The following is a 13,804-nucleotide window of genomic DNA, read 5'->3' as shown; positions in this document are numbered from 1 at the left end:
TATTATTTCAAAAATTCAACTACTTTTAATCAACTTTATATTAAATTTAATCATTTTGTACTAGAACCATTGATATACAAAGGAAAATTAAACACTGTTATAGAATATATTATGTTAAATAATCTATATAAGGGAGGAACTTAATGAAAACATATATTCAATATAAAAAAGCAACAGACCATATTTCAAAACCATTTGCCTTTTTGGATATTGATCTGCTTGATGATAACATACTCCAAATTCTAAATCATAGTTCAAATAAAAAAATAAGAATAGCTAGTAAATCCATTCGCTGTGTACCTGTGTTAAAAAGAATCATGGAAAAAAGTGATCGTTTTCAAGGAGTGATGTGTTACTCTGCACCCGAAGCTGTCTTCCTCTCTGAACACGGATTTGACGATCTCTTATTGGGTTATCCTATTACCGATAAGAATTACATCACTTCTATTGTTGAAAAAATAAGAGAAGGAAAACAAATCACCTTCATGGTAGATTGTTTCAAACATATCAAACTTATTGAAGATACAGTGAAAGATGAAAATATTAAAATACCAGTATGCATCGATGTGGATATGTCTCTAGTTTACCCTAAATTCAGATTTGGAGTATATCGTTCTCCACTACGTTCCGTTCACGAAATTCATCAGCTTATTTATACAATTCAGCAATCAAAACAGTTAAAACTTGATGGTTTTATGGGTTACGAAGCACAAATTGCAGGTATTGGTGATCAAGTGAAAGGAAAGCATCTTAAAAATTCAGTAGTTCAATTACTTAAAAAACAGTCTATTGAACAGATAAAAGAAAAACGAGCTGAAATCATAGATTCAATAAATGAATATGATCTATCATTTCGGTTTGTAAACGGGGGTGGAACGGGGAGTTTAGCAAGCACTTGTAAAGAAGAAGTCATAACTGAAGTTACTGTGGGATCTGGATTTTTCTCCCCTCTATTATTTGATTCATACAAGGAGTTTCAATATAAGCCTGCAGCAGGTTTTGCCCTAGAAATCGTGCGCATACCAAAGGAAAATATATTTACTTGTACAGGAGGAGGGTATGTGGCTTCTGGAGCAACAGGAAAGGATAAATTGCCTGCTCCTTATTTACCAGAAAAGACGAAACTTCATTCTTTAGAAGGTGCTGGTGAAGTACAAACTCCTATTTTATATAAAGGAGAAGAAAACTTGGATATGGGTGATCCAATCTTTTTCCGTCATAGTAAAAGTGGAGAGTTATGTGAACGCTTTAATCAACTATATTGTATTTCAAATGGTGAAGTTGTAGATGAATTTTTAACATATAGGGGGGAAGGGAAATGCTTTCTTTAAAACAAAAACCGATTAAAGAATGGAAAAACTGGTCAGGTCTTGTAAAAAGTTCACCTCAAAATATCATTTACCCTCAAAACATTGAGGAGGTTGTAAAACTCATTCATCATTGTATAGATCAAAAACTACGATTACGTGTTGTAGGTTCAGGACATTCTTTCACCCCTCTAGTTCATACAAATCAATTACTAGTTTCACTAGATGATATGCAAGGGATTGCAGAAGTAAACGATGCCGAGAAATGGGCAGAAGTTTGGGCGGGAACAAAACTGAAAAAACTTAGTTTGCTTTTGCATCAACAAGGTTTTGCTCTTGAAAATATGGGTGATATTGACCATCAATCAATAGCAGGTGCATTGAGTACTGGCACACATGGTACTGGTGTAAACCTGGGGAATCTCTCAACGCAAATAAAAGAACTCACAATTGTAACAGGAACGGGGGAGGTGATCACTTGTACCAATAAAAAAAATCATGACCTATTTAAAGCTGCTTCCGTTTCCCTCGGAGCATTAGGTATTATAGTCAAGGTAAAACTTAAAGTAGTCCCTTCATACAAATTGCATTGTAAATCGTACAAACAAACAATTAAAAATTGTTTAGAGCAATTAGATCATTTAAAAACGAATCGAAACTTTGAATTTTTTTATTACCCTCACACAGAAACCACTCAAATAAAGATCACCAACGAAACGAATCAAGCTCCTTCCCGCCGCAGACCTTTAAACAAATTTAAAAATAAAGTTTTAGAAAATTATGTCTTCTGGATATTGTCAGAAGCAAGTCGTCTTTTTCCTCGTTTAAGCAAAACGATCAGTCGAATTTCAGCAAGTGGTGTACCTAATACAGAGAATATAAACTATAGTCCATTTGTTTATACAACTGACAGAGTGGTTCGATTCAATGAAATGGAATACTGTGTCCCTGAAGGAAAACTAAAAAAAGTTGTGGAAGAAATGAAAAGTTGTATGGATCGGCAACAATTTGCCGTACATTTCCCTATTGAATGTCGTTATGTAAAAAAAGATGATATATGGTTAAGTCCATCTTACCAAAGAAATTCTGCATATATTGCTGTTCATATGTATAAAGGGATGAAGTATGAGTTCTATTTTCAAGAGATGGAAAAGATTTTGCTAAAATATAATGGTAGACCTCACTGGGGGAAAATGCATACCTTAACCTCAGAAAAATTAAAAAAATTGTACCCAAAATGGAATGACTTTCAAAAGTTAAGAGACCAGATGGATCCAGAAGGAATCTTTTTAAATGATTATATGGAGGAGTTATTCGACACTAAATAAAAGTAAAATCATATAAAGGGTCCCATAAGAAGATTGGGACCCCTATTATTAATCAAATTCGATTCATTCTTAAGAGCTGCACACTGTCATCTTTCTTTATGATGTTTCATCTCTTGGAAACACTCTGGATCTTGTTAAAAAACGAAATCCTTCAGGTCCTTCCAATGAAAACATTCCCCCACGACCAGGCACTACATCAATAATCAATTGAGTATGTTTCCAATATTCATATTGCTGTTTATTCATATAAAATGGAGTGTCTCCAATTTCACCAATGAATACATCACTATTCCCTAATAAAAAGTCACCCTTTGGATAACACATCGGAGAACTCCCGTCACAACAGCCTCCTGATTGATGGAAAAGGAGCGGCCCATGTTTCTCTTTCAACCTTTTAATCAATCGAATTGCCTCATCTGTCGCGATAACCTTCTCATCCATTTTAAAAGAATCCCAAAGCTTGCGGACTGTAACTAACTAATAAATTTTTAGTTTGTTGATAATGAGATAACATCATTTTATGGGTCTCTCTGCCAATACCAGACATTTTATATCCACCAAAAGCTGCATGAGCTGGATAAGCATGATAACAATTCGTCCATACACGGCCCGCCTCAATGTTACGTCCAAATCGGTAGGCTGTATTTATGTTTCTAGTCCATACGCCAGCACCTAATCCATACAAAGTATCGTTTGCAATTTGCAAAGCTTCTTCCTCATCTTTAAAAGTAGTAACAGATACAACAGGTCCAAAAATTTCTTCTTGGAAAATTCTCATTTTATTATGTCCTTTAAAAATAGTTGGTTGAATATAGTATCCATCTTTAAATTCTTTCTCAAGCATATTTCTTTTACCACCGATTAGAGTTTCTGCTCCTTCTTGCTTAGCAATATCAAAATAAGCTAATATCTTCTCCATTTGCTCAGAGGAAGCCTGAGCTCCGATCATCGTTTCTTGGTTTAGTGGATTTCCTTGTTTTATTTTTGCTACTCGTGAGATCGCTCTTTCCATAAACTGATCATAAATGGATTCGTGAATGAGAGCACGTGATGGACATGTACAAACCTCCCCTTGATTTAAAGCGAACATGGCAAACCCTTCTATAGCCTTATTCAAAAAGTCATCATCATGATCCATCACATCTTTGAAAAATATGTTTGGAGATTTTCCACCTAATTCTAATGTTACAGGGATAATATTGTTTGATGCATATTGCATAATTAAACGTCCTGTGGTGGTTTCACCTGTGAAAGCAATCTTAGCAATCCGATCACTAGATGCAAGCGGTTTACCCGCTTCAACACCAAACCCATTCACAATATTTAACACCCCTGGTGGTAATAAATCATGCATAAGTTCAGCCCATATCATAATGGTTGCTGGAGTTTGCTCTGCTGGTTTTAATACTACACAATTACCCGCAGCTAGGGCAGGTGCTAGTTTCCACGTAGCCATTAACAATGGGAAATTCCATGGAATAATTTGTCCAACCACACCTAGAGGCTCAGGAATTTGATAGGATACAGTATCCTGATCAATTTCTCCTAAACTCCCCTCTTGTGAACGAATACATCCTGCAAAATATCGGAAATGATCAATAGCAAGTGGTAAATCAGCTATTGTTGTTTCTCTAATTGGTTTACCATTGTCCCATGTTTCTGCAATGGCTAACTTCTCTAAGTTCTCTTCCATTCGATCCGCAATTTTGTTCAGAATTTGTGCTCTTTCCGTAACTGAGGTATTACCCCATTTATACTTAGCTTTGTGAGCTGCATCAAGTGCCAATTCAATATCTTCAGCATTTGAACGAGCAATTTCACAAATAACTTGACCCGTAACTGGGCTCACGTTTTCGAAGTATTCACCTTTTGTAGGAGCGGTCCATTCTCCTCCAATGTAATTATCATACCTTTGTTTAAAATTAATCAATGCATCTTTTGTACCTGGAGCTGCATATGTCATATTACTTTCCTCCTAACAATTTTTATATTAAAAAGAAAACCATTAAAGTTTATCTTTCTATTCATAATCTATTCAAAATATTGAATGATAGAAGTATAAAAAATTAGAAGAATAAGAATATTAAATTTAACTAGATATAATAATTACAAGTTTAACTAATAATATATTTCTAAGTATTTTCATTTTGTTCATTTATTGATGTATTCATCCAACGTCAATCGTGATATAATGTTCAAATTACTTCAAAAGCAACTCACAAAAGTGAAAAGATGATTTGTGGATTAGGCATCTATACTTTGCGAGGTCCTAAGCTAAACTTTTAATTTTTATAGGAGATTAAATCATGAGTGAATTACCAAAGAAAAAACTATCTCTTTTTCATTTAACCTGGCCGATTTTTATTGAGTTTTTATTATATATTTTAATGGGAAATGCTGATACAATCATGCTTAGTCAGTATTCAGATAACTCCGTAGCAGCCGTTGGAATTTCCAATCAAATTCAGAATTTCATGATTTTGATGTTTGGTATCGTTGTTACTGGTACAACGATACTAGTTGCACAAAATTTAGGGGCAAATGATAAAAAAACAGCATTCGAAATTGGAAGAACGTCTATTTCACTAAACATCGTGATTGGGATTGGACTTAGTTTGGTTTTATTTATCTGTGCTCCCTATGCTTTAAAATTGATGAAAACACCACCTGAGTTAATGGCTGAAGCTAAAACCTATTTGCAAATTATTAGTGCATTTTTGTTTATTCAAGCGTTAATCATGACAGTATCAGGCATCATTCGCAGTCATGGATACACGAAACAAACGATGTATTCCACACTAACTATGAATGTTATTAATGTGATTGGAAACTATTTATTCATTTTTGGTCCTTTTGGAATTCCTGTATTAGGTGTTACAGGCGTAGCCATTTCTACTGTGATTAGCCGCTCCATTGGATTAGTCATTCTAGTTATATTTTTAATGACTAAGGTAAAACAACCAATCAGCTTTCGCCATCTATTTTATTTTCCAAAAGAACATGTCAAAAAACTAATTAAAATAGGAGTTCCATCTGCAGGTGAAGGCTTGTTTTATAATACACAACAACTTACAATTACAGCTTTTATTGCAGTGCTTGGAACCATGTTTATTACTACTCGTGTATATGTATTTAATCTCATGTTCCTCATCCTACTATTTTCTCTAGCTATCGGACAAGGAACTCAGATTATTGTCGGTCATCGTATTGGAGCAGGAGAAAACGAGAAAGCTTATAAACAAGTAATACGAAGCTTGAAAATTGGTATGTTTATTAGTTTATTAATTGCAACAGCTTTTTATTTCCTAGCCAAACCATTATTAAGTATTTTTACAGATAATGCTGAGATTATTAGCTTAGGAACTAGTTTATTATTGATTACTATTATTCTTGAACCTGGAAGAGCCCTAAACCTTGTCATCAACAATTCATTAAGAGCTGCAGGAGATGTCAAATTCCCTGTTTATATGGGAGCCTTATTTATGTGGGGATTAAGTGTACCTACCGCTTATATTTTAGGGATTCATTTTGGATTTGGACTTTATGGAATTTGGATTGGGTATATTTTAGATGAATGGATTAGAGGATTAGCGATGCTTTGGAGATGGCGTTCTCGTGCATGGGAAAAGATGGCTTTAGTTAAAACAAAAAAACAAGCAGCTGATTCATAAATATAATCACCAATTGTACAACAAAGTAGAATTGGTGATTTTTTTATTTTAAAACTTTAAATTTATAAAACAGATACATTTCTATTGACATTTTAAATATTACGAGTGTAATATATAAATAAAGTATTACGTACGTAATATTAAAAAAGTCAATCAAGGAGGTATTTCATATGAGTAATCATGCTAAGATATCAGATGCTGAATGGGTAATAATGGAGCAGTTATGGAAAAACTCTCCTCTAACTTCTGCTGAAATTATTGATCAACTAAAGGATTCAACAGAATGGAATCCCAAAACGATACATACTTTAATCAACCGTTTAGTTAAAAAAGAAGTACTGGGTGTTAAAAGAGAAGGTCGTTTTAAACAATTTTACCCTCTTCTTTCAGCAGAGGAATGTAGGAAAAGAGAGACTACATCTTTTTTAAAAAAGATCTATTCGGGTTCACGTCAAATGTTTATCTTAAATTTTATTAAAAATGAAAAGTTAACGAACACAGAAATTGAAGAGTTAAGAAAGATCCTTAATCAGAAAAAAGATGAAAATTAATACTTACTTAGACATTTAGATTAATAAAATGACTTATGATTGTTTCCATTTCGCAAATAAAGTGTGGTGAAAACATGGATTTACAAAATATATTCATAACTGTTTTAAACTATTCTCTGGTAGGGAGTATTATAGCATTCCTCATTCTCTTTATAAAAAGAGCTCTGAATGACAAACTCTCAGCACATTGGCACTATTATATTTGGCTAGTATTGATTATAAGACTTATGATTCCTTTTAATTTTGAAAGCTCATTGAGTTTTGTTCACTTCTTACCCTCGTTTGCAGAGTATAAAATAAATGAATCTATGGAAATACCTATTCAAAACCAAACCACAACGCCTCCCTTAAATATGGGAAACATTAAAAGTAAAGATGAAGATATAACCTCAAATGAAATGAATGGACCGCTCGTTACTTTTCAACCAAAAACAAATCTAACTGTGCCGAATTTTAATACAGAAATAATAAAAATAGAAGCAAAGGATTCAATTTCACAAAGTGTAACTACTAACCAGATAATATTCAACATATTAAATTTGAATACATTAGGAATGTTGTGGTTGTTTGGTGTGTTGATGGTTATTATATTGTTTTTGATTGAAAATTTCGATTATAACTGGAGATTATCTAAACAAACAAAATGTAAAGATGATGACATATTATCACTGTTAGAAGCATGCAAAAAGAAATTAAAGGTGAGGTCCAATATACAAATGATATATGATGACAAGATAGTCTCGCCTTCGATAATTGGTTTTTTAGTACCCAAAATTTTGATCCCAAAGCCATTATTTGAAAGTTTATCAAAAAGTGAAAAGAAATATGTGCTGTTACATGAGTTAACACATTTCAAAAAAAAGGATGTCCTTATTCAATGGATGAGTATCATTGTTCTTGCCATTCATTGGTTTAATCCCATCATTTGGTACAGTTTCTATCATTTGCGTAAAGATTGTGAGCTATCGTGTGATGCCACCGTTTTATCTCAACTTAAAAAAGACGAACACCTGGCGTATGGGAACACCTTGTTAAGTGTTTTGGGAAAAGTATCAAAACCAACCTTCATTCCTCGGTCCATTGGAATGTCCTCTAGTTTATCAGATATGAAATTAAGAATGAAGCGAATTCATATGATTAAAAAACAAACTCGGACATGGATGATGTTCTCTAGTTTGATCACTGTTTGTATCGTTCTTGTTGGATTCACAATATTTGATTTAAATCATAGTAACAATGACCAGCAAGCATCTCAATCAAAAGATGGAAATATTCAATCTGATCATGAAACAGAAGTTGATCCTATAAAAAGTGTGCAAGAAATTTCAAGTGTAGAATCAGCTGGGACTTGGACTGAGGTTTCCAGTATGAATCAAGCTAGAGATAACCATGCAACTGGAGTCATCGATGGGAAGATCTATGTGGTTGGTGGATCTAGATATAATGATCAAGGTTATGAATATTTATCAAGCTTAGAAATGTATGATCCACAAAAGGACAGATGGATAGAATTGGCTAGTATGAATCAAGCAAGACATAATCATACAACTGGAGTCATTGATGGGAAAATCTATGTGGTTGGTGGATCTAGATATAATGATAATAATCAAGCTTATGAATTTTTATCGAGCTTAGAAATGTATGATCCACAAAAGGACAGATGGATAGAATTGGCTAGTATGAATCAAGCTAGAGGCTACCATACAACAGAAATCATCAATGGGAAAATCTATGCTGTAGGTGGGTATGGATCTGATTCTAATGTTTTATCTAGCTTAGAAGTGTATGATCCACAAACGAATACATGGACAGAATTAAATAGTATGAGTGATGCCAGAGTTAAATTTGCAATAGAAGTTATCCAAGGAAAAATCTATGTAGTTGGTGGGAAAAACAATAATTCTGATTATTTATTCAGTTCAGAGGTTTATGACCCAGAAACGAACATATGGACAAAATTAGCTGGTATGAATAGAGAAAGGGATGATTTTTCAACAGAAGTCATCGGAGGTAAGATCTATGTAATCGGTGGATATATTGGTAATTTTATGAAATACAGAAAAGAAAATTTTCTATCAAGTATGGAAGTATATGATCCCAAAACAAACACATGGACACAATTAGCTAGTATGAATCAAGTAAGAAGGAACCATGCAACAGAAGTCTTAAATGGGAAAATCTATGTAACAGGTGGATATTATGATTACAATCATTTATTAAGCGTAGAAGTATATAATCCACAAACAGAAACATGGACAGAACTAACTAACATGAATCAAGCGAAATCTGGTCATGAAACAGAAGTCATAGATGGGAAAATTTATGCAATAGGAGATAACGTAACAGAAGTCTATAATTTTATGAAATAATTGAAAATGGTTAGGTTTTATTAAAAAATATCGTCTGAGATTTAAATAGATTGTTTTTAAAGATAGGAGATAAGAAATTTATGAAAATAATGTTGAGTTTCATCCTTAGTGTAGCTCTATTGATTATTTTGTATATAAATTTTGGGGGAACTGATCCACTAGCCGACTTAAATAAATCAGTTGATAGCAAAATTGAAAATAAAGAAAACTCAGAAAGTCAACAAGTTAAAGAAATAACAAAAGAAAACTTAGTTATTAGAGTAAAGCAGTTGTTTCCAAATGAATTAGCATCGGCTAAGATAGAAGAATTCACTTTTGAAGGAAATAATCCATCTAAAAATGAACAATTTTCATTAAATTACCATGAAAATGCTGATAAGTATACGAATTCAGATTTAAGAGGGACATTTTTATTTTATGGAAGAGAGTTAACTTTAATCGCATTCTCCTTTGGTGGTGGTAAAGCAACAGAAGGTACTTTATTTCCTCCATCAGTTGATGTTGAGGAAAGCCAAAGAATCGCTGAGGAATTTTTAAAGCAATTTTATGACATGAGTGATTATGGCATCAAGTATAGTTACTATCAAGACTTTCAAAAAACTTTAACTGAACACGTTCAAACTGAATTTGAGTTTTATAAAATGAAGGATGACATTCGTATTTCGGATCAAGGAGGCAGGGTGCTTGTTCAAGGAGATGGAAAGATAAGAAGTTATAACTATTATAATCAACCTTACGAGAACTATTATTCATCTCTACAAGAACATACATTTGATTCGTCAAGCAACATGTTAACTGAAAATGAAGTTAAGCAACAACTAAAAAATGAATTAAATGTACAGCTTAAATACATTAGCGAATGGAATTCACCTTCGAGTAAAAATATCTATTTAGCTTACGTAATAGACCCTTCTGTATATAAAATGAATGCTATAGAAGGAACATACAGCATCAAAGGAGAGTTTATGGATATTAGTGAACTAAATTCCATCTCTGCATATCAACCTTTATCTAAATCTACTGATACATTGATGTATAGTTTTAATAAAGACAATATAGAGCAATATGCCACAAAAATATTGGGACAAATATTAAAGGTAGAACAATCAGAAATAGAAATTGATAAAATAGAAAAACTAAGTATAGAAAAAAACTTAAAATATTCTATATCATTTAATTTGAATAATAATAGTGTTGAGATGATGATTGATGGTAAAACTGGTGACTTATATTACTTGAGTTCAACTGATCAATTAAATATGCCAAATACAAATCAAGCGTCCAAGTTATCCCTGAATGAAGCTAGAGAATTTGCAATGAAATATATAAAACAACTCTCCCCTGGCATTTCTCAACAAATTGTGTGGAGAAGTCATCCTGAAGATTATTCTAATTACAATGAAAATTATAGTTTTGAATTTCACAGAGTAATCAATGGAATCCCTTATGAAGGGGATGAAATCAACGTTACAGTTTCCAAAAATAGTGGGGAATTAATAGAGTATGTTATGATCCTTGATTCCATGGAACAGTTTCCAAACGCTAATATTGTTATAAGCAAGGAAGAAGCTTTATCTGCATATCTAGATCAAATGTCCACAGATTTATATTATGAGCATAAATACAATGATTATTATGAGGATCTGAAACAGGTACATTATAATTTAATCTACGAAATTAATTTTAAAGTACATTATGTAGATGCAACAACAGGTGATATTGTTAAGGGATATGGTGTAGATACCTTTGAAACTCCTGATATCAAGGTGAATCATCCTTATGCAGAAGACGAAATTAATTATATGATACAATCTGGAATTATTGTCCCTGATAAAAATGGACAAATACAAACGGATAAAGCTTTAACAGTCGAACAAGGAATAAGTATACTTGTAAAATCTTTATACAATAAAAATTATATTAAAAACTACCCTGAAGGTTTATCAGGATCTCAAACTTTCCATAACATTCATCCTGACATGGCAGCATATCCATTTGTTGAAAGTGCTGCTGATAAAGGAATCATTGATACTCAACAAGAAACTTTCAATCTCGATGAATCACTGACAAGGGAAAAACTTGCTTATTGGTTTGTTCGATTGCTAGATTCACAAGCCATCTCAGAACAAGAACTATTTATCTCCAACTTTACTGATAGTCATCTCATTTCTGACAAATATGTAGATGAAGTTGAACTTGCAGATGCCTTAGGGCTTATTACAAAAAATGAAAATGGTGAAATTCACCCACAAGAGTCAGTAACTACTGCTCAATTAGCTAAATATATCCGTAACTTAGTAAATTTACCTAACACCATGAATAATGATAAATTTATGATTAGGTAACCTACACCAAACATTATTATGAAGGTTGAAATAAAAAGAAAAAAACACATTCTCTCTTAAGAGGAATGTGTTTTTTTAAGATTTGAATTTGAGAATTTTTCATTTGAATATTTTAAATAACCCAAATATAAACATAAAAGCAAACCCCAAAACTAAAATAAATCTGAGTAAGTAAAGTTCAAAGATGATACTAATTAAAACAATAGGTAGTCCAACCATAGCAACAATAGATACGAATTTAGTATAATGAATAACTTCTTTGGATAGATTTGGTTCTTCTTTGTACATCCATCTTCTTCCAAATAATATACTTTCCTCCGGATAAAAATAAGTCCAAATTAACAAACCATATATAGGAATCATCAAAATAATCATTATTATCGTTTCAGCCATAAAGTCTTCCTCCTAGGAATTCCAGAATATCAATTAAAAAATCCTTTAAAATATTTACGTTTTCTTTCTATAAAGGTTTCAACTATAAATCAATACAGGTTCTAAATAAAAAAAATTGATAACCTTAGACTGAATATCATCTGCAGATGTTAAGTTAAATATAAACATTCTATCAGCACATTGCTTTTCTAGATTAAGTTTTCTATTTTCGTATATTATAATAAAAATAATGAGTTCTTGCATTTAATCATATGAAAAGAAAGTTATAAATGGTTAGAACATGGATGGGAGGTTTTAATGATGTATGTAGTTACATCAGATGAAATGCGTAAACTTGATCATTATACGATAAATACGATTGGAATTCCATCATTAGTATTAATGGAAAATGCAGGTCGAGAAGTCGCTAATGAAATCATAATATGGACAAAAAAACAAAACAAACCACATCACAAAAAATGGTTGATTCTTGTTGGAAAAGGTAATAATGGTGGAGATGGTTTAGTTGCTGCTAGACATTTGATAGAGGCTGGTTTTGATATTGATATCCTATATGCACAATCCCCAAATTTATTTAAGGGGGATATGATCACACAACATCATATCACGAAAAAATTAAAACTCTCATCAAATGTTTATCAAAATAAAAAGATTGATTGGGATGGATATGAAGGTATTATTGATGCTCTTCTAGGAACGGGTACTAGAGGTGCCCCAAGAGATCCTTATGCCTCTTTGATCAACAAAGTAAATGAATCAAATTTACCGGTTTTTTCAATTGACATACCAAGTGGACTTGATGCCGATACCGGAGTTCTTTATCAACCTTGTATCAAAGCAGAGAAAACGATAACTTTAGCATTTTTAAAATGTGGTCTTATCCAATCACCAGGAGCAGAAACAGCAGGAGATGTTATAGTAAAACCTATTGGCATCCCAATAACAACAGCTAAGCAATTTTCAATACAAACCTTTTCACTTCAACCTTCTGTTTTAGAAAAGAAACTTAATGTAAATGTTAACCTACCTAGAGAATCAAATACACATAAAGGTACTTATGGTCATGTATTGGTTGTAGCAGGAACTTTACAAATGAGTGGTGCTGGTCTACTTTGCTCTAAAACAGCTTTAAGAGCTGGCTGTGGATTAGTTACTTGGACTTTACCACGAATGGTAGCAAACCAAATGTTAGGAAAATTACCTGAAGTTATGTTAGTGCCTGTAGAAGACAAAAATAATGGTGAATGGAATGTTCATTCAGCAGAAGATATTATACAATTAAGTGAGAATAAACAAGTCCTTGTAATTGGACCTGGGTTAGGAAGGTTTGAAGATGATGAAATGTGGCTTCATAAACTATGGGAACGTATTGAGTGTCCTATTGTTTTGGATGCTGATGCTTTAAATATACTATCTGATGCTGAACATTTTGATAAATGGAGCGGTAAGGATACACCTGTCATTATCACTCCTCACCCTGGAGAAATGGCAAGACTTTTAAAATGTACCGTCAAAGAAGTACAAGAAAATCGAATTCAAATTGCTAGAGAATATGCTATGAAACACAAAATAGTGGTTGTACTTAAAGGGGCACATACCGTTATTGCTACAGCGAATGAAAATGTATATATTAATCATACAGGCAATGCTGGCATGGCTACCGGAGGTTCAGGGGACGTACTTGCTGGTATGATAGGTGGATTATTAGCACAAAATTATACTGCTGAACAAGCAGCAGTTCTTGGTGTATATCTTCATGGACTAGCTGGTGATCGTGCAGCAGCAAAAAGATATTCACAACATTCTCTAATCGCAGGGGATATTATAGACGAAATCTAGG

10 protein-coding genes are annotated in these 13,804 nt (G+C 32.8%); 7 read left to right on the top strand and 3 right to left on the bottom strand.

Annotated elements, in window-relative coordinates:
• Positions 1 to 143: 143 nt before the first annotated feature.
• A complete protein-coding gene (locus tag ERL59_RS13425) occupies positions 144 to 1,331 on the top strand; it encodes an amino acid deaminase/aldolase (RefSeq protein ID WP_160646739.1) in 1,188 nt (395 codons plus the stop codon).
• Positions 1,319 to 2,635, top strand: a complete 1,317-nt coding sequence (locus ERL59_RS13420; protein ID WP_160646738.1) for a D-arabinono-1,4-lactone oxidase — start codon at positions 1,319 to 1,321, stop codon at positions 2,633 to 2,635. The genes ERL59_RS13425 and ERL59_RS13420 overlap by 13 nt, the downstream gene beginning before the upstream one ends.
• A 96-nt stretch (positions 2,636 to 2,731) precedes the next feature.
• Here the strand turns inward: ERL59_RS13420 and ERL59_RS13415 are convergent, their stop codons facing one another.
• Positions 2,732 to 3,076, bottom strand: coding sequence for a DUF779 domain-containing protein (locus ERL59_RS13415; RefSeq protein ID WP_160646737.1), 345 nt, complete (start codon positions 3,074 to 3,076; stop codon positions 2,732 to 2,734).
• 1 nt (position 3,077) lies between these two features.
• Positions 3,078 to 4,598 carry an aldehyde dehydrogenase gene (gene adh / locus ERL59_RS13410; protein ID WP_160646736.1) on the bottom strand — a complete coding sequence of 507 codons (1,521 nt, stop codon included), beginning with the start codon at positions 4,596 to 4,598 and terminating at the stop codon, positions 3,078 to 3,080.
• 343 nt (positions 4,599 to 4,941) lie between these two features.
• Between adh and ERL59_RS13405 the strand changes: the two genes are divergently transcribed.
• The 4 genes from ERL59_RS13405 to ERL59_RS13390 all read left to right on the top strand — a co-directional run bounded on the left by ERL59_RS13405 (position 4,942) and on the right by ERL59_RS13390 (position 11,571).
• On the top strand, positions 4,942 to 6,306 hold the full coding sequence (locus tag ERL59_RS13405; protein WP_160646735.1) for an MATE family efflux transporter: 1,365 nt from the start codon (positions 4,942 to 4,944) through the stop codon (positions 6,304 to 6,306).
• 170 nt (positions 6,307 to 6,476) lie between these two features.
• Entirely contained in the window at positions 6,477 to 6,857 is a 381-nt protein-coding gene (locus ERL59_RS13400) for a BlaI/MecI/CopY family transcriptional regulator (RefSeq protein ID WP_160646734.1), read from the top strand.
• A 74-nt stretch (positions 6,858 to 6,931) separates the two neighbouring features.
• Positions 6,932 to 9,226 carry a M56 family metallopeptidase gene (locus tag ERL59_RS13395; protein ID WP_160646733.1) on the top strand — a complete coding sequence of 765 codons (2,295 nt, stop codon included), beginning with the start codon at positions 6,932 to 6,934 and terminating at the stop codon, positions 9,224 to 9,226.
• An 80-nt stretch (positions 9,227 to 9,306) separates the two neighbouring features.
• Positions 9,307 to 11,571, top strand: coding sequence for a YcdB/YcdC domain-containing protein (locus ERL59_RS13390; RefSeq protein ID WP_160646732.1), 2,265 nt, complete (start codon positions 9,307 to 9,309; stop codon positions 11,569 to 11,571).
• A 99-nt stretch (positions 11,572 to 11,670) separates the two neighbouring features.
• On the opposite strand, the gene ERL59_RS13385 is transcribed toward ERL59_RS13390, so the two are convergent.
• On the bottom strand, positions 11,671 to 11,964 hold the full coding sequence (locus tag ERL59_RS13385) for a hypothetical protein (protein WP_201763563.1): 294 nt from the start codon (positions 11,962 to 11,964) through the stop codon (positions 11,671 to 11,673).
• 300 nt (positions 11,965 to 12,264) lie between these two features.
• Here ERL59_RS13385 and ERL59_RS13380 point away from each other — a divergent pair, with 300 nt between their 5' ends.
• Positions 12,265 to 13,803, top strand: a complete 1,539-nt coding sequence (locus tag ERL59_RS13380; protein WP_160646731.1) for an NAD(P)H-hydrate dehydratase — start codon at positions 12,265 to 12,267, stop codon at positions 13,801 to 13,803.
• Position 13,804: the final 1 nt, after the last annotated feature.

Origin of the sequence: Chengkuizengella marina (genome assembly GCF_009910845.1) — a bacterium.
GTDB classification, from domain to species: Bacteria; Bacillota; Bacilli; order Paenibacillales; family KCTC-33759; genus Chengkuizengella; species Chengkuizengella marina.
The sequence above is the reverse complement of the archived record's forward strand: the minus strand, read 5'-3'. Positions and strand labels throughout refer to the sequence as shown.

Coding starts and splice junctions, on each gene's coding strand:
- ERL59_RS13425 (WP_160646739.1), top strand. CDS start 144: ATGAAAACATATATTCAATATAAAAAAGCAACAGACCATATTTCAAAA.
- ERL59_RS13420 (WP_160646738.1), top strand. CDS start 1,319: ATGCTTTCTTTAAAACAAAAACCGATTAAAGAATGGAAAAACTGGTCA.
- ERL59_RS13415 (WP_160646737.1), bottom strand. CDS start 3,076: ATGGATGAGAAGGTTATCGCGACAGATGAGGCAATTCGATTGATTAAA.
- adh (WP_160646736.1), bottom strand. CDS start 4,598: ATGACATATGCAGCTCCAGGTACAAAAGATGCATTGATTAATTTTAAA.
- ERL59_RS13405 (WP_160646735.1), top strand. CDS start 4,942: ATGAGTGAATTACCAAAGAAAAAACTATCTCTTTTTCATTTAACCTGG.
- ERL59_RS13400 (WP_160646734.1), top strand. CDS start 6,477: ATGAGTAATCATGCTAAGATATCAGATGCTGAATGGGTAATAATGGAG.
- ERL59_RS13395 (WP_160646733.1), top strand. CDS start 6,932: ATGGATTTACAAAATATATTCATAACTGTTTTAAACTATTCTCTGGTA.
- ERL59_RS13390 (WP_160646732.1), top strand. CDS start 9,307: ATGAAAATAATGTTGAGTTTCATCCTTAGTGTAGCTCTATTGATTATT.
- ERL59_RS13385 (WP_201763563.1), bottom strand. CDS start 11,964: ATGGCTGAAACGATAATAATGATTATTTTGATGATTCCTATATATGGT.
- ERL59_RS13380 (WP_160646731.1), top strand. CDS start 12,265: ATGTATGTAGTTACATCAGATGAAATGCGTAAACTTGATCATTATACG.